15 protein-coding genes are annotated in these 22,094 nt (G+C 42.5%); 13 read left to right on the forward strand and 2 right to left on the reverse strand.

Annotated elements, in window-relative coordinates:
* Window positions 1–87: 87 nt before the first annotated feature.
* Window positions 88–222, reverse strand: coding sequence for a hypothetical protein (locus tag J4N24_RS25760; protein ID WP_256439404.1), 135 nt, complete (start codon window positions 220–222; stop codon window positions 88–90).
* A 27-nt stretch (window positions 223–249) separates the two neighbouring features.
* Between J4N24_RS25760 and J4N24_RS22355 the strand changes: the two genes are divergently transcribed.
* The 9 genes from J4N24_RS22355 (at window position 250) to J4N24_RS22395 (ending at window position 13,359) form a co-directional block, all read left to right on the forward strand.
* Window positions 250–1,200: an NAD-dependent epimerase/dehydratase family protein gene (locus J4N24_RS22355; protein ID WP_207535981.1), complete on the forward strand. Its 951-nt coding sequence runs from the start codon at window positions 250–252 to the stop codon at window positions 1,198–1,200.
* 12 nt (window positions 1,201–1,212) lie between these two features.
* A complete protein-coding gene (gene gcvP, locus J4N24_RS22360; RefSeq protein ID WP_207535982.1) occupies window positions 1,213–4,083 on the forward strand; it encodes an aminomethyl-transferring glycine dehydrogenase in 2,871 nt (956 codons plus the stop codon).
* Window positions 4,084–4,090: 7 nt separating this feature from the next.
* Window positions 4,091–4,471, forward strand: coding sequence for a glycine cleavage system protein GcvH (gene gcvH / locus J4N24_RS22365; RefSeq protein ID WP_207535983.1), 381 nt, complete (start codon window positions 4,091–4,093; stop codon window positions 4,469–4,471).
* A gap of 2 nt (window positions 4,472–4,473) precedes the next feature.
* Window positions 4,474–5,553: a glycine cleavage system aminomethyltransferase GcvT gene (gene gcvT / locus J4N24_RS22370; protein WP_207535984.1), complete on the forward strand. Its 1,080-nt coding sequence runs from the start codon at window positions 4,474–4,476 to the stop codon at window positions 5,551–5,553.
* 3 nt (window positions 5,554–5,556) lie between these two features.
* The gene (locus J4N24_RS22375) at window positions 5,557–6,981 is read left to right on the forward strand and encodes an L-serine ammonia-lyase (RefSeq protein ID WP_207535985.1); all 1,425 of its coding nucleotides are present in this window, start codon (window positions 5,557–5,559) and stop codon (window positions 6,979–6,981) included.
* A gap of 12 nt (window positions 6,982–6,993) precedes the next feature.
* Window positions 6,994–8,184: a glycine C-acetyltransferase gene (kbl, locus tag J4N24_RS22380; protein WP_207535986.1), complete on the forward strand. Its 1,191-nt coding sequence runs from the start codon at window positions 6,994–6,996 to the stop codon at window positions 8,182–8,184.
* A gap of 121 nt (window positions 8,185–8,305) precedes the next feature.
* The gene (locus J4N24_RS22385; RefSeq protein WP_207535987.1) at window positions 8,306–10,087 is read left to right on the forward strand and encodes an aminopeptidase P family protein; all 1,782 of its coding nucleotides are present in this window, start codon (window positions 8,306–8,308) and stop codon (window positions 10,085–10,087) included.
* Between the two features lie 2 nt (window positions 10,088–10,089).
* The gene (locus J4N24_RS22390) at window positions 10,090–12,264 is read left to right on the forward strand and encodes a S9 family peptidase (protein WP_207535988.1); all 2,175 of its coding nucleotides are present in this window, start codon (window positions 10,090–10,092) and stop codon (window positions 12,262–12,264) included.
* A gap of 213 nt (window positions 12,265–12,477) precedes the next feature.
* On the forward strand, window positions 12,478–13,359 hold the full coding sequence (locus J4N24_RS22395; RefSeq protein WP_207423253.1) for a helix-turn-helix domain-containing protein: 882 nt from the start codon (window positions 12,478–12,480) through the stop codon (window positions 13,357–13,359).
* A gap of 90 nt (window positions 13,360–13,449) precedes the next feature.
* On the opposite strand, the gene pruA is transcribed toward J4N24_RS22395, so the two are convergent.
* Window positions 13,450–15,081 (reverse strand): L-glutamate gamma-semialdehyde dehydrogenase, encoded by a 1,632-nt coding sequence (gene pruA, locus J4N24_RS22400; protein ID WP_207535989.1) that lies wholly within the window; start codon window positions 15,079–15,081, stop codon window positions 13,450–13,452.
* Between the two features lie 136 nt (window positions 15,082–15,217).
* Between pruA and J4N24_RS22405 the strand changes: the two genes are divergently transcribed.
* The 4 genes from J4N24_RS22405 to J4N24_RS22420 all read left to right on the forward strand — a co-directional run bounded on the left by J4N24_RS22405 (window position 15,218) and on the right by J4N24_RS22420 (window position 22,093).
* Window positions 15,218–16,444 (forward strand): proline dehydrogenase family protein, encoded by a 1,227-nt coding sequence (locus J4N24_RS22405; RefSeq protein ID WP_207535990.1) that lies wholly within the window; start codon window positions 15,218–15,220, stop codon window positions 16,442–16,444.
* A gap of 233 nt (window positions 16,445–16,677) precedes the next feature.
* Window positions 16,678–17,247, forward strand: a complete 570-nt coding sequence (locus J4N24_RS22410) for an RNA polymerase sigma factor (RefSeq protein ID WP_207535991.1) — start codon at window positions 16,678–16,680, stop codon at window positions 17,245–17,247.
* A gap of 81 nt (window positions 17,248–17,328) precedes the next feature.
* Entirely contained in the window at window positions 17,329–18,528 is a 1,200-nt protein-coding gene (locus tag J4N24_RS22415) for a FecR family protein (protein WP_207535992.1), read from the forward strand.
* Window positions 18,529–18,790: 262 nt separating this feature from the next.
* On the forward strand, window positions 18,791–22,093 hold the full coding sequence (locus J4N24_RS22420) for a SusC/RagA family TonB-linked outer membrane protein (RefSeq protein ID WP_207535993.1): 3,303 nt from the start codon (window positions 18,791–18,793) through the stop codon (window positions 22,091–22,093).
* The last annotated feature ends 1 nt before the right edge of the window (window position 22,094 follow it).

Here is a 22,094-nt window from a genome sequence, read left to right on the forward strand (position 1 = left end):
CGAAAATGTACGACTTGCAGGGGCCGTTTATCCACAATTTAGTACCGTTTGTCCTGCAGTAACACTCAATGTCCAGGTACCTTTGATTCAGAGGTTTGCTTCCTCGAAAATGGTATAGGTCTGCCGGACTTCTTCATCATCCGGCAGCTTTTTTAATTTATTTTTTATGGCACTGAAGAACCTTAAAACAGTATTCACTCCTGTATGGGTGCTATTCTGCATGAGGTTTTTTGAGCTTGAAACTTTATTATGCAAAGAGAAAAGATATTGATCACTGGCGCAAATGGCCAGATTGGAAAGGTCCTTACCGTAGCTCTAAGAGAGGTTTTTGGTCTCGAAAATGTTGTAGCAACTGATCTTCGTTCACCAAACATCTCACAAGGAATCTTTGAGCAACTTGATGCTACTGATTTTGAAGCGATGAGCAGCGTGGTAGTCAAACACGGGATTACCCAATTATACCACCTGGCGGCGGTCCTTTCAGCTAGAGGAGAAGCCGACCCGACAGGAAGCTGGCATATAAATATGAACAGCACACTGAATGTCCTGGAAGCAGGCCGAATATTTAAGCTTTCTAAAGTCTTTATCCCAAGTTCCATTGCAGTATTCGGCAGTTCTGCCCCCAAAGAGGGTGTCCACCAGTGCTTTTATCCAGAACCAGAAACAGTTTACGGCATTGCAAAGGTTGCAGGAGAAAACTGGGGTGCATATTATTTCAATAAATATGGACTCGATGTAAGGTCTCTAAGATTTCCAGGTGTTATCGGATATCAATCAGCACCGGGGGGAGGAACGACAGATTACGCAGTAGAGATCTTTCATAAAGCGATATCCGAAAAGAGTTACACTTGTTTTCTTGAAAAACATACCCGCTTACCGATGATCTACATGGATGATGCCATTCGGGCAACCTTAAGGTTGATGGAAGCTCCCGCTGACCGGATTAGCATTCGTACTGCTTATAATCTACAAGCACTAAGCTTTTCACCAGAACAGCTTGCTACTGAAATTCAGCAGCATATTCCTGATTTTTCTATAGAGTATAAGCCAGATTTCCGGCAGAAGATTGCCGAAGGATGGCCTGGAAGTATAGACGACAGTCTGGCCAGACATGATTGGAATTGGAAACCTGCTTATGGTCTTCAATCACTTACTAAGGATATGATCAAGCACCTTTCTGAAAGTCCTCAATTTGCATAGCAATTAGAAAACATGAATTCATTAGGAAACTCCGAACTATTTCAAAGAAGACATATTGCTCCTTCACAGGATAATGTTAGTCGAATGCTTACACTAATAGGCTCTGATTCTTTAGAGAGCTTAATTAGCGAAACGGTACCATCGTCCATTCAACTAACATCACCATTAAAACTACCGGCGGCTAAAACAGAATCAGAATACCTTGATTCTTTAAAAGAGATAGCCTCAAAAAACATAATTGCAAAATCCTTCATCGGTCAAGGATACTATAATACCTTAACCCCTTCTGTCATAAGAAGAAATATTCTGGAGAATCCGGGTTGGTATACTCAATATACCCCATACCAACCTGAGATATCTCAGGGCCGCCTGCAAGCCTTGCTGAATTTTCAGACTATGGTAACCAGCCTGACTGCGCTTCCTGTCGCAAATGCTTCATTACTTGATGAAGGGACTGCAGCAGCTGAAGCGATGTTCCTGCAGTTTAGCCAGAGAAAAGATAAAGAGGCCAGAAAGTACTGGGTTTCCCCCGAGGTATTTCCTCAAACCCTGGACATCCTTCGTACACGTTCTGCCCCTCTGGGTATTGAATTGCACGTTGCTGCCCACGGGGAGCCTATAGTTACGGGTGTTTTTGGGGCTATTGTTCAATATCCTGCGGCGAATGGGGCCGTCTATAACTACGAGGACTTCGCCCGGATGCTACAGGAAAAGGGTATTTCTCTTTGTGTAATTGCGGATCTGATGAGCCTGGCTTTATTAAAGCCTCCGGGTGAATTTGGAGCAGATATTGCCGTCGGTACAACCCAGCGTTTCGGCGTTCCTATGGGATATGGTGGACCTCATGCTGCATACCTGGCAGTAAAAGAGGATTTTAAGCGCTTTATTCCCGGGAGAGTAATTGGGGTAAGCGAGGATACTGCAGGAAACTATGCATTGAGGATGGCACTTCAAACCAGGGAGCAGCATATCCGCAGAGACAAAGCCACCTCTAATATCTGTACAGCTCAGGCTCTGCTGGCTATAATGGCTGGAATGTATGCAGCCTGGCATGGACAGCAAGGGATTAGGGCAATTGCTGGGAAGATCCACTCACTAACAGTCAAATTATCCGGCCGCCTTGCAGCCCTTGGCTTAACGCTAAGTAACGAGAGTTATTTTGATACAATAAAAATAGAGGTTGGGAACAAGCTTGCGGCAATACACCGCGAAGCAACAAGTGCCGGCCTTAATTTCAACTACGGATTCTCCAGCATCACTTTGTCGCTTGACGAAAGTACTAGCGAGAAGGATCTTGAACTGATCCTTGCCGTCTTTGAAAAAGCGCTTAATAAAAAATCTCCAGCCAGGACTGTTACAGTAGAATTCAATATACCGGAAGCCTTAAAGAGAACATCGGCATTTCTTGATCACCCTGTGTTCAATAGCTATCACAGCGAACATGAAATGCTTCGTTATATCAAATCCCTTGAAGCCAAAGATCTATCCCTTTGTCATTCAATGATCCCTCTTGGCTCTTGTACCATGAAGCTGAATGCAACAACGGAAATGTTGCCTTTAACATGGCCTGAGTTTTCTTCTCTTCATCCCTTTGCGCCAATTGCTCAAACCCAGGGATACAAACAGATCTTTGACGAACTTGAAGGCTGGTTATGTGAAATAACAGGCTTCGATGCAATGAGTCTCCAGCCGAATTCCGGGGCGCAGGGGGAGTACGCAGGTTTAATGGTGATCCGTGCATACCACCGTTATAATAATGAAACCCAGAGAAATACTGTCCTTATCCCAGCATCGGCGCACGGAACCAATCCAGCCTCTGCTGCTATGGCCGGAATGAAGATCGTTGTGGTAAAATGCGATAACAATGGAAATATCGATGTTGACGACCTAAAGGCAAAGGCCACGGAGTATAAACAAACCCTTTCTTGTTTAATGGTTACTTATCCTTCGACACACGGCGTATACGAAGAAGGGATTAAGGAGATTTGCAATATAATTCACGAATGCGGCGGACAAGTTTATATGGATGGCGCGAATATGAACGCACAAGTTGGATTAACAAGTCCTGCAAATATCGGTGCAGATGTGTGCCATCTGAATTTACATAAAACCTTCTGTATTCCGCACGGTGGCGGCGGTCCGGGCATGGGTCCTATCGGTGTTGCCGCCCACCTCAAAGGCTTTCTTCCCGGGCACACTCAGGTGGATATCAACCGGCTTAATTCCATTTCTGCAGTATCTGCAGCACCATGGGGTTCTGCATCCATCCTCCTGATCTCACATGCTTATATTGCCATGATGGGTGCCAAAGGATTAAAAGATGCCACCATGGCTGCAATACTGAATGCCAATTATATAAAAGCGCGACTGGAAGAGCACTACCCCGTGTTATACTCGGGAGCAAATGGTCGCTGTGCCCACGAAATGATACTTGACTGCCGCGAGTTTAAGAAATTCAATATTGAAGTGACCGACATAGCAAAGCGACTGATGGATTATGGTTTCCATGCGCCAACTGTTTCTTTTCCAGTTGCCGGAACCCTTATGGTCGAGCCGACAGAATCAGAGTCAAAAGCCGAGTTGGACCGCTTTTGCGATGCTATGGTCTCTATTAAACAGGAGATCGATGAAATTGCTACAGGTTTTGCCAATAAGGTGGATAACGTGCTTAAAAATGCACCTCACACGCTTGCGGTACTTACTTCCGATAGTTGGGATAGACCTTATAGTCGCCAGAAGGCTGCCTATCCGCTTGATTGGATCGTTGCACGAAAGTTTTGGCCATCAGTTGGAAGGGTGAATGAAAGTAAAGGCGATCGTAACCTGATCTGCTCATGTCCGCCTATAGAAAACTATACAGAAGAAACGTTAATGGTTAATTGATTTAAAGATGAACATACCAGATAATTTAAAATATACCAACGATCATGAATGGATCTCCTTTGAGAATGGAGAAGCGACCATTGGAATTACTGATTTTGCTCAGCGAGAGCTTGGCGATATCGTATATATCGATATAACTGCGCTAGGGCAGGAGGTAGGCAAGGACGAGGTTTTTGGATCTGTAGAAGCAGTTAAAACAGTGTCTGATCTTTTCATGCCGGTAACAGCATCAATTTCTGAAATGAACGCTGCATTGGAGAGCGCTCCCGACCTGGTAAATTCAGATCCGTATGGGCAGGGCTGGATAATTAAAGCTAAGTTGAATGATCCCTCGCAGCTGGATCAACTGCTTTCAGCTGATGAATATAAAGCTGTAATCGGACTATAGGAATGAAAGAACTTGTTCTTAATGAAATCCATATTGCACTTGGTGCAAAAATGTCTCCCTTTGCCGGTTATTCTATGCCGGTAATGTACTCGGGGATTATGGAAGAACACCATGCCGTTAGAAATTCCCTGGGAATTTTTGACGTAAGTCACATGGGAGAGTTCATTTTGGAGGGGGAAGGTAGTCTTGAACTTATTCAAAGGCTCACTACCAATGATGCATCAGTCCTTACGCCCGGAGATGTACAATATTCATGCATGACCAATGAAAAAGGAGGGATTGTAGATGATTTACTGGTATATTGCCTGGAAGCAGGAAAGTACATGTTGGTAGTAAACGCCTCTAATATTGAGAAAGACTGGAATTGGATCTCAGAGCGGAACGCGGGATCTGTAAAGATGACCAACATTTCAGATTCAACAGTGTTACTCGCTGTACAGGGTCCTGTTGCTGCAACTGCTTTACAGTCTTTAACACCAGTGCCTCTGGCTCAAATGAAATACTATACATTCACAAAAGGGCAATTTGCAGGAATTGACGACGTAATCATATCTGCAACAGGTTATACAGGAGCCGGGGGTTTTGAATTGTATTGTAAAAATGAGGATGCTGAACGGCTGTGGCAGGCTGTTATGGAGGCTGGAAAACCTTACGAAATAAAAGCAGCAGGCCTTGGGGCGCGTGATACCCTCAGGCTTGAAATGGGATATTGTCTTTATGGCAATGATATAAATGATGAGACTTCACCAATAGAAGCAGGCTTAGGCTGGATTACAAAGTTCAGTAAAGAATTTCCCGGTAGCGATCATTTTAAAGAGCAAAAGAAGAACGGAATTGAGAAAAAGCTTTGTGGTTTTGAAATAGTTGGTAAGGGATTTCCCAGACGAGGATACAAGGTTTTAGACGAGCATTTTAATGAGGTAGGAGTAGTTACTTCCGCCAGTATCTCTCCATCATTAGATAAATCCATCGGATTGGCTTATTTGAATAAAAGTGTCTCGGCAAAAGGAACCCCTATTAAGGTGGTGGTCCGTGATAAAGCGCTGGATGCAACAGTGTGCAGCTTGCCCTTTACGAAATAAATAATGAGAGAAGAGCGTATTTCCGTATTTGATATTCTGAAGATTGGGATCGGTCCTTCCAGTTCCCATACCCTTGGCCCCTGGCGGGCAGCCTTAAGATTTATCTTTGAGTTGAAAGAAAGGGAGCTTTTTCAGGAGGTAACTTCTGTTACCGTTCATTTGTATGGTTCTCTTGCTAAAACAGGAAAGGGGCACGGTACAGATGTAGCGCTTTTATTGGGGCTTTCTGGATTTGACCCCGTTCTTATAGATCCAGATCAGATTTCTTTGATTCTGGATGCCATTAAAAAGGAAAAGAAATTACATCTGAACGCTGAAAAAAACGTTCCCTATGATAGTCTGAATACTATCGTCTTTCATTTTGGTGAAAGTCTCGACTTTCATGCGAACGGAATGATATTCGAAGCGAGAAAGGGTGATGACCTGTTGAGCTCAGAGACTTTTTACTCTATTGGGGGAGGCTTCGTGGTAAAAGAGCACGAAGAAAAGCTTAGTGCTGAAAGTTTAGTACTTCCATATCCCATAGACGATGCTGAAGATTTGCTCAGGTGGTGCAAACAAGATAAATTGCGCATATCCGATGTGGTTCTGGAGAACGAAAAACAGTGGCGCAGCGGGGAAGAAGTAAGAAAGAAATTACTGGAAATCTGGCAGGTGATGGAAGCTTGCGTTTATCGCGGCTGTACAACTGATGGCATATTGCCGGGAGGACTAAATGTGGTAAGGCGTGCTTCAGCTCTTAGCAATACACACCTTGCCGGAAGGCAGCATAGTAGTTACCAGGAATGGCTTAAATTAATCAGCGAAACGCCTAACAGCTTCAATGATATTGTTTCCTGGGTAAGCTGTTTTGCATTGGCAGTGAACGAGGAAAATGCGGCCTTTGGCCGTGTGGTAACCGCTCCTACAAATGGCTCAGCTGGAGTTATACCTGCTGTTCTGCTTTACGCAGTAATATTTAGCAATGCTACCCAGGATGATGTGATACGTTTCCTCCTTACTTCGGCGGAAGTTGGTAGTATTTTCAAAAAAGGTGCAACCATCTCAGCGGCTATGGGCGGATGTCAGGCGGAGATAGGTGTTTCTTCGGCAATGGCAGCAGCTGGTCTTACAGAGATCAGTGGTGGCTCACCAGAGCAATGTTTAATGGCAGCCGAAATTGCCATGGAACATCACCTTGGGTTAACCTGTGATCCGGTAGGGGGCTTAGTACAGATCCCCTGTATTGAAAGAAATACGATGGGGGCTATTAAGGCTATAACAGCAGCCCAGCTGGCACTTGCCTCAAACCCTGAACAAGCACGGGTAAGTCTGGATGAAGTGATAAAAACAATGTGGGAAACCGCAAAAGATATGAACTCGCGCTATAAAGAGACAGCAGAAGGAGGTTTAGCAGTAAACATTCCTATCAGTCTCAGTGAGTGTTAATTATTAAATTTTATGTATACGCTTAAGGAACAACTACTTGAAGAACTACGGAGCATTGAAGATGCCGGATTGTATAAACGGGAACGCATCATTACTTCTCCACAAGGAGCAGATATAACAGTTGCAGGCGGAGCTCAGGTAATTAATTTTTGTGCCAATAACTATCTTGGCCTGTCATCGCATCCAAAAGTAATAGAAGCAGCAAAAGCGGCTTTGGAATCCCATGGCTACGGTATGTCGTCCGTAAGGTTTATCTGTGGTACCCAGGATATTCACAAGGAGCTCGAGAAAAAGCTTTCTGAGTTTCTTGGTACCGAAGACACCATTCTTTATGCTGCGGCCTTTGACGCAAACGGAGGGGTTTTTGAACCCTTATTTAATGAACAGGACGCCATTATATCTGACGAACTGAACCATGCTTCTATCATTGACGGAGTACGCTTGTGTAAGGCGCAGCGTTATCGCTACAAACACGATGATATGGCTGATCTGGAGGAGAAGCTTGAAAGTTCGCAACATCTGAGGCATCGCATTATCGTAACAGACGGCGCTTTCAGTATGGACGGTACTATTGCCCAACTGGATAAGATCAGCACTCTTGCTGAGAAGTATAACGCATTAGTAATGATTGACGAGAGTCACTGCTCTGGTTTCATGGGAAAAAATGGTCGCGGTACGCACGAACATCATAATGTGATTGATAAGATCGATATCATCACAGGAACACTCGGTAAAGCACTTGGCGGAGCCTCAGGAGGTTTTACATCCGGCAGGAAAGAAATTATTGACCTGCTTCGCCAGCGTTCCCGCCCTTATCTTTTCTCCAATACATTGGCTCCTTCTATTACCGGTGCTTCTATTGCAGTGCTGGACATGTTGAAAGAGAGTACCGGCTTGCGCGATAAGCTTGAAAACAACACCATGTATTTCAGGCAGAAAATGACTGATGCTGGCTTTGACATTCGCCCCGGAGTTCATCCTATTGTTCCAGTAATGTTGTACGATGCAAAACTAGCCCAGGAATTTGCAGCAAAGATGCTTAATGAAGGCATTTACGTCATTGGCTTTTATTATCCGGTTGTGCCAAAAGAAAAAGCACGCATCCGGGTTCAGATATCAGCTGCACATGAACAGGAGCATTTAGATAAAGCAATTGCTGCCTTCATCAAGGTTGGAACAGAATTAGGCGTACTGAAAAACTAAGGGTTGATCCCATTATTAAAGAGAATTGAGTCGTAAATAAAAAAGGATTATCTTCCACATTATTTTGAAAAAGGTTGTCGTTAGACAACCTTTTTTCCATTAGAACTTATTTTACAATTGTATGCAGACGGATCGAACGTTAGCTTTAAAGCAACTACGAGAATTAATGAAAAGGGACGGTATCGACGCCATGATAATACCCTCTTCGGATCCTCATATCAGCGAGTATCTTCCCGAAAGTTATCGATATATAAGCTGGCTCAGTGGTTTTACAGGTTCTGCTGGTACCCTTGTGATCACGGCTGTTTTCGCAGGGCTCTGGACGGATTCCCGTTATTTCGTGCAGGCTGAAGCTGAATTTAAAGATACAGAATGGGAATTGGTGCCCTTAACCATACAGGGAAGGCCGGAGTATGTAGACTGGTTATTTCAAAGGATTGATGCGGACGGAAGTATAGCTTTTGACTTTCAGGTGATGCCTTTGCTGATTGCTAAGGAGATCCATGCGAAATGCCAGGCAAAGGGTATCCAGGTAAAGCATTCCGATATATTGAATGAAGTGTGGACGAACAGGCCAGAGCTTCCGGCTGAAAAGGCATATTGTATTTCTGAAGACCTTTGTGGGGAATCAACTGCTGATAAATTATCACGTATCCGCAGTGCAATTAAACAGGCCGGAGCTTCTCATCACCTGATCTCGTCATTGGATGATATTGCCTGGGTGTTTAATATTCGTGGTGCTGATATTTCTTATAACCCAGTGGTGCTGGCATTTGCTCTGATCAGCTTAGATGAAGTATTGCTATTTTTGGATGATGGGAAATTCTCGGAAGCTGACCGGCGTAAACTCACAGCTTCTGGTGTCCATCTCAAGCCGTATAGTTCCCTTCAACTGAATTTGAAAGGTTTAGCAGGAAGTGCAGTTTTGTTGATCGATCCCCAACGAACAGCTAAGGGAACCATGACTGGTTTGAATAAGTCGATAAAGATCATTGAAAACACAAATCCTTCAACTTACTTTAAAGCTATAAAGAACAGGACAGAGCTTGATAACATCCTAACTGTAATGCGTAATGATGGCGTTGCTCTTGTTCGTTTTTTCAGGTGGCTTGAAAAAGAAGTACCAGGCCCTGGGATCACCGAGGTATCCGCTGCCCGGAAACTAATGGAACTCCGGGCTCAGAATCCGAATTTTGTAAGTAACAGTTTTGCAACCATATCTGCTTATGGACCAAACGGAGCACTGCCTCATTACAGGCCCAATGAAGAAAATCCTGTTTTGCTTAAGGACTATGGTTTATATCTTGTTGATTCTGGTGGTCAGTACCTCGACGGGACAACGGATGTTACACGCGTTATTCCACTCGGTAGGATCAGCAATGAAGAAATGCTCGACTATACACTTGTGTTAAAAGCAATGGTGGAAGGCTGCAGTACTATTTACCCTAAGGGTACCCGTGGGTACCAGATCGACGCCATTACCAGGAAGCCGTTGTGGGATCAAAGTCGCGATTACGGTCATGGAACCGGGCATGGGGTAGGGTTCTTTCTAAATGTGCACGAAGGGCCTCATGTTTTCAATAAGAGTAATGTTGCTATAGAAATTGAGCCAGGTATGATCACTTCTATCGAACCCGGCCTTTACAGGCCAGGAAAATACGGCATCAGGATAGAAAACCTTGTACTTTCCGTGCCCTACATCAAGAGCGAATTCGGAGAATTCTACTCCTTCGAAACACTTACGCTGGCTCCGATCGATACCCGGCCTGTAATAAAAGGGATGCTTGAAAAAAGACATATCGATTGGATCAATAGCTATAATAAGAACGTTTATACAATTCTAAGTCCGCTTCTTACTGACGAAGAGAGAGGCTGGCTTCGTAAAAAGACAATGGAAATATAATAATGAGAAAAATATCCTTACTGCTCCTTTTATCTGGGTTGAGCACTTGTGTCCTTGCTCAGAACAAACTTTTAACTATTCAGGATGCAATGATATACGCACGCGGCACGCTAGCGCCTGAGGACCTGAGGGGAATTCAGTTTATCCATAATTCACACGATTATGTGTATTACAAACAGGATAAGGACCAGGTTGTGTATCTAAAGGGAGGTTTAGGTAATGAAGCTAAGCCATTTCTTACCCTTCAAAGCCTGAATGAAAAACTTTCTAAAACTGGCCTGAAGCCGGTTGAAAGAATGCCTCTTATTCAATTTGGAAGCGAAGCAGGATGGGTGTTCTTTTATGAGGGCCAGAAGCTCGCTTTGAATCCTGAAAAAAATGAGGTTAAGGTTTTAGCAGATAAAAGCTTAAGTTCAGTTGAAACGGTTGAAAGCGGAAGTGATGGGTATACCGCCTACCTCGAGAAGCATAACCTTTGGGTGACAAAAGGAAGCTTGAGAAAACAGCTTACCAACGATGGGAGTGAAAATATCGTTTATGGCTCTGCTGTTCACCGAAATGAATTTGGAATTGATAAAGGATTGTTTTGGAGTACATCGGGAAAAAAACTTGCCTTTTATCGAATGGACCAGTCGATGGTGCAGGATTATCCAATCATTGACTGGACAAAGACGCCTGCGCTCAACAAGAATATTAAATACCCCATGGCCGGAGATAAGAGTCACCACGTAAAAGTGGGAGTATATGATGCGATTTCAGACCGCCTGGTGTACCTGGAAACGGGAGAACCCAGCGAGCAATACCTTACTAATATAGCCTGGAGCCCTGATGATCGTTTTGTTTATATCGCCGTGGTGAACAGGGAACAGAACCACATGTGGTTGCGTCAATACGATTCGCTTACCGGAAAATATATAAAAACTCTTTTTGAGGAGAAAGACGACAAATATACTGAGCCTTTGGTCCCAATGAGTTTTGTGAAGAATGACGCAAAGAAATTCATCTGGCAGAGCAACCGAGATGGTTGGAACCACCTCTATCTGTATAATGCCGACGGTTCATTGTTAAAGCAGTTAACAAAAGGCAATTGGGAGGTCACTGAAGTGAAGGGTTATGATGAGAAAGGAGAGAAGCTTTTCTATATGTCTACTGAGGAGTCGCCCATAACAAGGAACCTTTATAGTGTCAATCTGAAGACAGGTAAAAGAGAGCGATTAACAGAGGGCTTCTATAATCACAGGGTATTGCTAAGCAGCGACGGTAAAGTGATGATCGATAACTTCTCGGGACCAGAAAAGCCACGGGAAATACAGTTAAAGGATCTTGTATCAAAAAGGTCTGAGTTGCTTTTACAAGCTAAAAGTCCCTTAGCAGGATTTGCTACAGGAGAATCCAATATCTTTAAATTTAAAACGGGAGAGGGAATAGAATTGTACGGTACCCTATTCAAACCCGCTAATTTCGATCCCGCCAGGAAATATCCTGTTGTTGTTTATTGGTATGGAGGGCCTCATGCTCAATTGATCAGCAATAGTTGGAATAGTGGTTCCGGAGATTATTGGTTTCAGTATATGGCCGAAAGAGGCTTTGTGGTTTTAAATCTCGACACCCGTGGTAGCGATAACAGGGGGAAAGCATTTGAACAAAGTATTTTCCGTAATGCAGGTAAGGCCCAGGCAGAGGATTTGCTTAACGCAGTGAATTATCTAAAGTCCCTACCTTATGTCAATACGGAAAGCATGGGACTTTTTGGATGGAGCTATGGGGGTTTTAATACTGTTAACTTTATGTTAGAGCATCCTGGAGTTTTTCAAGCAGCAGTTGCAGGAGGTCCGGTAACGGACTGGAGACTTTACGAGGTGATGTACACTGAGCGTTATATGGATACGCCGCAAGAGAATCCGGAGGGTTATAAGAGCACTAATCTTATCGGGAAGGTACAGAACCTGAAAGGTAAGCTTTTACTTATTCACGGTTTGCAGGATGATGTTGTTGTTCAGCAGCATAGTGTTAATTTTGTGAAGGCGGCAGTGGATAAGGGTGTTCAGGTAGATTACATGATCTACCCGGGACATGCACATAATGTAATCGGTAAAGACAGAGCTCATTTATATCAGAAAGTTAGCGATTACTTTTTGAACAATCTGCTCGAATCGAAAAAAACGCTTGGGAACTGATAGTACCGTAAAAATGCAATGGTGTACCATTTGCAATTATTATAACAGCATACCTTTGTAAGGTGATTTAAGAATTAATATTTGGAGTTTATTGATTCATAAATGTCATACTATCGTAGGAGACTGTTTTCGGACAGTCTCCTTTATTATTTACCGGCTTTCTTTGTCCGGCTTTTGTATCTGCTATTACCTGATCTCTAATTTGATAAGCATATGAAAGTAGTTCCTTTTACATTACGCGCTTCCGAAAATACTACTGTGATTGTTGAGGAAGAGAAATCAACTAACTTTTATTGCCAGCTGCACAGGCATAAGGAATTACAGATAAGTATGATTGTAGAAGGTGAGGGCACCTTGTTTACCGGGAACTATATGCAGCGCTTTCGGGCCGGCGATATATACATTATTGGTGAAGACCAGCCCCATATGCTGAAACGCGACGAAACATGCTTTGGCATGCCAGGGGTACAAACTATTCATATCTATGTAGATACGTCAATACTCCTACAGCTTACAGCAATTTCTGAGTTTAATCATATCCGTACTTTCCTGAAAAATGCTTCATCAGGAGTACAGATGTTTATGGATATCAATGGAAAAGCATTCGAGAAAATCCTTCTGATAAGCAAACTCCGGGCTTTTGAACAAATCATGGAAGTGATAGGGCTCCTTAATTTCTTCTCTCAGGATGAGACAAACTGGAGATCCTTGTCATCCGGCTTATCAAAATATGCTTTTTCAGAATCGGACGGTGTCAGGATGACCCGTATCTATAAGTATACTGTTCAGCATTATCAGAATACCATAAGTTTAGAGGAGATTTCTTCAGTCGCCAGCATGACTCCAAGTGCGTTCTGCAAGTATTTCAGAAAACACACTCGCAAAACCTATATTGCATTTCTGAATGAAGTAAGGATCAATGAAGCTTGTAAAAAATTGCTGGAATATCATTCCGAAAGCATTTCTTCTGTGGCATATGATTGCGGGTTTAACAGTGCTATAACTTTTAACCGTGTATTTAAACGTGTTACCGGTAAATCGCCGGGGGAATATATACGCGAATTTAAAGTTCAGCAAAAAGTGCAGTACGGGTAGATTTCGGGTACTCTTTATAAAAAATTAGAACACCTGTTGCCAAGTGTTCTAATTGCTCATATTCATATTTATCACATCTGTAATACTCCGTTATTCCTGGAGGAATGGATACCTGTAGTCTACCGGCGGATTAAAGGTTTCCTTAATAGTTCTTGGAGATACCCATCTTAAAAGGTTGATCATTGATCCGGCTTTATCATTTGTTCCTGATCCCCGGGCTCCACCAAATGGTTGTTGCCCAACAACAGCACCTGTACACTTGTCGTTGATGTAGAAGTTTCCTGCACTGTTCCTGAGCGCATTCGTTGCTTGTTCAATAATATATCTGTCGCCTGCAAGCACAGCTCCTGTTAAAGCATAAGGGGAGGTTTGATCAATTAGTTTAAGGGTATCCTCAAACTCCGCGTCTTTATACACATAGATAGTTAATATAGGCCCGAATAGCTCTTTTTCCATCGTTACGAAACGAGGATTCGTAGTTTTAATCACCGTAGGTTCAATGAAGTATCCTTCCGATTTGTCGTATTTCCCACCTGCAATAATCTCGGCATCCGATGCTGATTCTACCTGCTTTATTACGTTTGCCAGTCCATCAAAAGATTTCTCATCAATAACCGCATTGATGAAATGGCTGAAATCCTCCACTGGTCCCATTTTTATCGTCGCAAGATCCGTTTTGATTTTCTGCTCAAGCGCTGGCCAAAGGGATTCAGCGATATAAACCCTGGAAGCTGCAGAACACTTCTGTCCTTGGTACTCGAAAGCGCCCCTCACAATAGCTGTGCAAGCTGCGTTTGTATCAGCACTCCCATGAACCAGGATAAAGTCCTTACCACCTGTTTCTCCAACTATTCTAGGGTAACTTTTATATTTATGAATGTTGTTGCCTATTGTTTTCCAGATGTCCTGGAATACTTCTGTGGATCCGGTGAAATGGATACCTGCAAAATCAGGATGTTCGAAGATCACATTACCCGCTACCGGTCCTGAAACATATATCAGGTTAATGACTCCATCCGGTACTCCGGCCTCGCGGAAGATCTTCATCAGAACTTCGGCAGAATAGATTTGAGTATTAGAAGGTTTCCATACCACTACATTACCCATCATTGCAGCTGAAGTAGGCAGGTTCCCGGCAATAGCTGTAAAGTTGAATGGTGTAAGGGCAAAAACAAAACCTTCCAGGGGGCGCTGTTCAACACGATTCCATGATCCGGCAGGAGATACAGGCGGTTGCTGAATGTAAATCTCCGACATGTACTTGACATTGAAACGCAGGAAGTCTGCCATCTCACAAGCAGAATCAATCTCAGCCTGGTAAGCATTTTTAGATTGTCCCAACATCGTTGCCGCATTTAATTCAAAGCGGTATTTTCCTGCAATCAGGTCAGCTGCCTTCAGGAAAATAGCTGCCCTATGTTCCCAGCCAAGCATCTCCCAATTTTCTTTTGCTGCTAATGCTGCGTCAATTGCATCCTTAACGTGACTTGCTTCTCCTTCGTGATAATAACCGAGCACGTGTTGATGTCTATGAGGCGGGCGGATAGCTTTTAGCTTTTCCGTTCTAACTTCTTTTCCTCCTATAAACATAGGTATGTCCTTTTCACCCGCGTATGCGCTCGTGATCGCTTTCTTCAATAATTCCCGCTCTATACTTCCAGGGGCATATTGCAGAACAGGCTCATTGACCGGCACTGGTACTGTAAAAAATCCTTTAATCATCTTAATCTGTTGTTTAAAAACGCAGAAACCAAAGTAAAAAAGAGTCGCGCGCTTACACAGGATCAAAATTATCCTTGTATTAACTGATATTATCAAGAAAGATCAAGGGCGTGCTTAGGCTACTACATTTGGGTTCATGGAAAGCTTACGCACATACAAGGAAGCAGAACTTAGCTTCGATAATACCCAGACCAGTTTTAGTTATAAAAGTGATACCGAACTCAAAAGAGCAAAGTGGCTTTTTTGGCTGATGAGTATCAATTGGCTGGTAAAGCTGGGCACCATGATCATACCTGTCCTCATAAAATGGAGGTTCCCAATTAAGGGAATCATAAAAAGTACCATATTTCCTCAGTTTGTAGGTGGTGAAAGTCTTATATCTGTAGGTCCTGTTTTAAAAGTATTAAACAATTATAAAGTTGGAGCAATTTTGGATTACGGAGCAGAAGGAAAAGAATCAGAGACAGTTTTCGACAAGACCTGCGAGGAATTTTTAAAGGTGATCAATTTTGCCTCCAATGTCCATCAGGTAAATCATATGAGCATTAAGGTGACAGCTTTAGCCAGATTTAATCTCCTGGAGAGAATTAGCTCCTTAATTAATAATGATAGAGACGTTTACAGTTTAGATTTGAATAAAATAAGCGAAAAGGAGAAGGAAGAATGGGAGCGGGTGGTAAAGCGTTTAGATGCTGTTTGTTCTGCTGCCAGTAGTAAGAGTACTGCGGTATTGATCGATGCGGAGGAATCGTGGATACAGGTAGCGATAGATCTTCTGGCTTACAATATGATGCAGAAATACAATACTGACCAGGCTATAGTATTTAATACCATCCAGTTTTACCGAAGAGACAGACTAAAGGTATTGTCAGATCTGATGACTGTCGCTAAAAAAGAAAAGTTTGTATTAGGGCTGAAGATTGTGAGAGGAGCCTACCAGGAGAAAGAAAATGACAGGGCGAAGGAGAAGAATTATCCTACACCAATACAGCCAAATAAGCCGGCAACCGATAGCGATTTTAATGCAGGTATGGAGTTTTGTTTAAGGAATCTTGACACTATATCTGTTATCATAGCTACTCATAATGAAGCCAGTAATCTATTGGCTGCCGCTATTATAAAGGAACTGGGACTTGAAACACACCCGCATGTGCATTTCTCGCAGCTATTTGGGATGAGTGATAACATCACATTTAATATGGCTTCTGCTGGTTTTTCTGTCAGCAAGTACATTCCCTACGGAGCTGTCGAAGAAGTTATTCCATACTTATTGCGTCGGGCCCAGGAAAATACTTCAGTAGCGGGACAAACTGGACGCGAGCTGACTTTAATTCAACGTGAGCTGGACCAACGTAAGCTTTAATTTTTATTCATTTTGATTTATTAAGTTAAAAGAAGCGCCGAAAGGCGCTTTTTTCATTACAATATTATTTGTGACCCTTGCTCTTATTATGTTCCATTTTGTATTATTCCTCCAAGTACTCTAATAATGACCATTGCTACCTCTAAAATTTCTAATTCATTTCGGGCAGATCCTGTTAAAATAAAGCGTTTCATGAATGTAACATTTCGGATATTTATTATATTCGTTTGCTGATGAGTGTGCCTGCTTCCAACGAGAATGATCTGCTTTTCAAATTACGCCAAGGGGATGAACGGGCGTTTGCCGAGATTTACAATCAATATAAGGGAATGTTATTTCTTCATGCATACCGGATGGTACAGGATGCAGATGAAGCTCACGACGTTGTGCACGAGCTTTTTGCTTCCTTATGGAGTAAGCGGGAAAATCTGGAAATAAAAACCTCAATTAAGGCATATCTTTATAACGCTGTAAAAAACCGGATCCTTGACTTTATTGCCCATCAAAAAGTAGTATCCCGCTACGTAGATTCATTGGATAATTTTGTCGAAAAAGGGGAATTTTATGTTGATGATAAACTTAGGGAGAAGGAATTGGAGGCTACTATCGCAATGGAGGTTTCTCTTTTGCCTGAAAAGATGCGTGAGGTGTTTGAATTGAGCCGAAATTTTAATTATTCACATAAACAAATCGCTGAAATTTTAGGAATTTCTGATAAAACTGTAAAAAAGCAGGTAGCGAATGCGGTTAAAATCCTCAGAAATAAGATAAATGCCGTGGTTTTTATTTTTTCTGCTCTCTAATTAGAAATTTTTTAAAATTCTTCTACTCCCTGGCCTTCACTTTCCCGTCATATTATTAAAGCGCTTAGAAAGCACGTAAATATGAAAGAGAGCAGGGCAAACGAACTGTTAGAAAAATACAAGAGCAATATGCTTTCAGAAGCCGAAAGGGCAGAGCTGGAAAGCTGGTACCTGCACCTGGCAAAGGAAAGCCCATCTCTTAATGATCCCAATATATTTCTTTCAGCTATGAAAAGGATGGACGATAGTCTGTTCCAGGATAAGCAGGTTTCAATCCCTTCCAAATCCAGTCCAGCTGGTGGTATACAAAAATTATGGTATAAGATCTCTGCAGCCGCTTCCATTATATTAATTTCAGCAGTTGCGTCCTATTTTATTATTAACAATGGAAACAAGGAAGTAACAGAAGCGGAAGTTGTACAGAACAATATAAAGCCCGGGACAAATATTGCAAAGCTAAAACTTGCAGATGGAACTGAAGTGATCTTAGATTCAGCAAGACTTGGTGAAATAACAGCCCAGGCGGGAATTTCAGTGAAAAAACTGGCTGACGGACGTTTGGTTTACGAAGTGGCCAAAGGAACAGCAGGGGGGCAATTCCAGGGACTAAACAGCATTATAACTCCAACCGGAGGCCAATACCAGGTACAGCTGCCAGACGGTACGAGTGTCTGGTTAAACTCATCCTCATCCCTTACCTACCCAATGCCCTTTGATTCGAGGGAACGTAAGGTTGAGCTAAGTGGAGAAGCTTACTTCGAGGTAGCCAAGCTGGAAAAGGGGGGACAGAGGGTTCCTTTTATTGTCGAGACAAAAGCCTGGATTAATAACCCTCAAGGACATAAAGTTGAAGTATTAGGTACTCATTTTAATATCAAAGCATATTCTGATGAAAAGACCATTGCAACTACGCTTGTAGAAGGAAGGGTTAGAGTAGGGGCACTCTCTGCTAACTCTGCTCAAAACAAAGAGCTTAAGCCAGGACAGCAATCAGTTCTTTCTGCTTCCCACATCTCTGTGGCTGATGTCAATACAGAAGAGGCTTTAGCCTGGAAAAGTGGCCTATTTATGTTTGATGAGAAGAGACTTGAAGAGGTGTTGAAAATGATTTCCAGGTGGTATGGAGTAGACGTTAAATATGAGAACGAGGGTTTGAAAAATTTGCTTTTAAGCGGTTCTGTATCAAGGTTTGCCAGCATGGCAAAAGTTTTACAGGTATTACAATCAACCGGAACAGTTGCATTTTCACTGGAAGGGCGAACGCTTTTAGTTTCAAAATAAAGGAATCCAACTATATATTTTTAATAATTAATTATTCAGTTTTTATGATGAGATATTTACGACAGAAAAGGTAAACAGTTAAGGGATAGCGTCATAAAGAAGCCCGTGTGCTGGTAACACACGAGCCTAAGAATTATGGCCTGCTTTCATTCGCGTTTAAACAGAATTTTTTCACAGCCAAAATCAATTCAAATGTATGAATTTTCACGTATTTAAGACGTGCCTGCCAGAGGCATGTCCGTCGGGGGGGATAATCAGGGTTATGAAACTCACAGCAGTATTATTATTAGCTTCAATTTTACAGATCAGTGCTGCTTCCAAAGCGCAGACGATCACCTACTCTCAGAAAACCAGCTCTTTGAAGGAATTCTTTAAAGAAGTAAGAAGGCAAACTGGGTACAATGTAGTATGGCTGCCAGAAAAATTACATGATCAGCAAAAGTTAAAGATCAATTTAATTGCGACACCTTTAGAGAGGGCCCTCGAGCAGGTGCTTTCTCCTTTATCGCTCAACTATGAAATTGTTAATCAGACGGTAGTTGTCAAAGAAAAGGAACTGAGCATCATGGAGAAGCTTGAAAAGGTTTTTGCTGCGATAGATGTTGAAGGGAAAGTGGTAGACGAGAGCAGTCGCCCTCTTGCAGGTGCCTCAGTTTCAATCAAGGGCAAAGGAAAAGCCATTATTACTGACGCAAAGGGCTTTTTCCGTATGAAGGGAGTGGATGAAAAGGCTGTTATCGAGGTCTCCTATATCGGTTATAAGACGATGACAATGCCCTTAAAAGGCATTAACGCCCCGCTTTTAATAAAGCTTCAAAGAGCGGAAGTTAATATGAGCGAGGTAGTGGTTACCGGTACTGGTATTACCCGGAATAGGAACACCTTTACAGGAGCCACCGCAGCATTTTCCGCCGATCAAATAAAGGCGGTGGGAAATAATAACGTTATACAGAGTTTAAAAACACTGGACCCTTCCTTTATTCTATTGGAAAATAATCTTTCAGGAGCAAATCCAAATGTTTTGCCTCAAATACAATTAAGGGGGGGCTCAAGTATTCCTTCGACAACTCTTCGGGATGAGTTTGCTACTGATCCGAATCAGCCCTTATTTATCCTTGACGGTTTTGAAACCACTTTACAGACTATTGTCGACCTGGATATTAACAGGATAGGATCGGTGACAATATTAAAGGATGCAGCGTCAACTGCCCTTTATGGTGCTCGTGCTTCAAATGGAGTAGTGGTTGTGGAAACGATAAGGCCGAAACCTGGTCAGCTTAATCTTAGCTATTCAAATGATGTTCGCTTCGAGTTGCCGGATCTTTCTGGGTATAATATGATGAACGCGGCGGAAAAGTTGGAGTTTGAGCGTTTGTCTGGACGTTACACCTACTTTACTTCAGGAAGTCCAGCTAACGAATTATATCTTGAAGAGTTATATAATTCTCATCTTGCCGCTGTAAGGAGAGGAGTAGATACTTACTGGTTAAATGAGCCTGTTCGAAACGGTCTGACAGAAAACAATTCTATTTTCGCCCAGGGCGGAGATAACTCATTCACCTATGGGGTTGGAGCAAACTACAAAACTCAAAGCGGTGCGATGAAAGGCTCTGGAAGGGATACCTGGAGCGGTAATATTAACCTAACCTACCGCAAAGGCAAGGTGAATGTTAACAATGTGGTTTATATAAGAGGCTTCAACTCTGCTAATTCTCCCTATGGGTCATTCTCCAATTTTGTTAATGCAAACCCTTATTTTGTCAAGGATCCTACCCAACAGTATTTGGAGGTTACCAGGATATCTACAGGGGCAACATATTATGTAGAAAATCCACTCTACGACGCTTCCTTGCCTAATTTCGACAAAAGCAAGAACCTTGAGGTGCAGAATAATTTTAACCTGACTTATTCTTTATCACCCAGCATAAATTTAAAGGGAGGTTTCCAGGTTATTAAAGGTGATACAGAGCGCAATATTTTTAAATCTCCGGAAAGTAGCGATTTCCGGGATATTGCCCTGCTTAAAAGAGGAGCGTATACTGAAGAAATAACATCAAATTTATCATATCAGGGGAACCTGCTTCTATCCTATGGCAGGGTAATTAACGGAATACATACCCTTAGTGCAAACGCGCGTGCCGAGGTTAACAACCGGGAAAAAAGTTCTTCTGGTTTCGTGGCAGAAGGATTTCCGGAAGGAAGTACCGGAAACCCTCGTTTTGCTTATGGTTATGCAGAAGGTGAGGCACCCAGAGGAGGTTCCAGTGTTTACAGGACTCTTAACGGAACTCTTTCTTTGAATTATGCATTTGATCAAAGATACCTGTTCGATGCTTCATACAGGATAGATGGTTCTACCGCTTTTGGAAGTAATAAGCAATTTTCACCTTACTGGTCGGCCGGCGCGGGATGGAATATAAAAAATGAAGCGTTTTTAAAGAAGGCCGGAAATGTTGACAGATTGAAGATCTACGCTAATATTGGCGTAACCGGCAACCAGAATTATGGAGATATAACCTCAGTGTCCGTCTATAATTACAATGATGGAGGTATTTATAACCAGTTCGGCCAGGGTTTAACACTTGGAACTTTAGGAAACCCAGATCTCGCGCCGCAGAAAACCACACAGATAAGTGGAGGAATGGATTACTCATTTTTTCAAAACCGAATAAGTGGGAATTTGAATGTGTACTCTAAAAAAACTGACCCCCTTGTTGTTGTTGTTGATATGCCTTCGTCAACCGGAATTTATGGTTATCCGCTCAACGCAGGTACGCTCTCTACTCATGGCGCCGAATTTAGAGTGGCTGTTATGCCTGTTCGAAATATGGCTAAAAATATCCAATGGTCTGTTAATGCGTTTGGAAGTACATTTAAAAGTAGGTACAAGGGATTCGGAAAGCAGTTAGCTTCTTTGAACAGAGAACAGGAATTAAACAAATCATTGGTAAGATACCTGGATGGGTATAGTCCGAATGATTTATGGGCGGTGAAATCTTTGGGAATTGACCCTGCTACCGGGCGTGAGCTATTTTTAACAGCTGATGGTCAATATACTTTCGATTATAGTCTCGGAAATGTCCAGGTAGTTGGTAACTCCACTCCAACTTTGGAAGGTGTATTTGGGACTTCGCTTACCTATAAAGGATGGAACATGGCAGTGAATCTAAGATATAGCCTGGGTGCAGATATATTCAATTCTGCATTATTCAATAAAGTTGAGAATATAAGTTATACAGATATAACTTTTAATCAGGACAAGAGAGCCCTCTATGAACGTTGGAAGCAACCTGGGGACAATGCCCGTTTTAAGGCCATTTCTCAAACCAGTGTTACTGAAATGTCTTCCCGTTTTGTGCAAGAGGAGAACTTAATTACAGGGGAATCAATAAGCTTAGGTTATACATTCATTAATTCTCCCTTCGTCCGGAGAATGGGAATGAAAAGTTTGAATTTCTCTGCAATTACGAACGACATATTCCGGGCATCAACGGTAAAACGTGAACGAGGAATTGATTATCCATTTGCAAACACCATCTCTTTTAGTTTAAGGTCATCATTTTAAG

The sequence above is a fragment of the Desertivirga arenae genome (assembly GCF_017355785.1).
GTDB lineage: Bacteria > Bacteroidota > Bacteroidia > Sphingobacteriales > Sphingobacteriaceae > Desertivirga > Desertivirga arenae.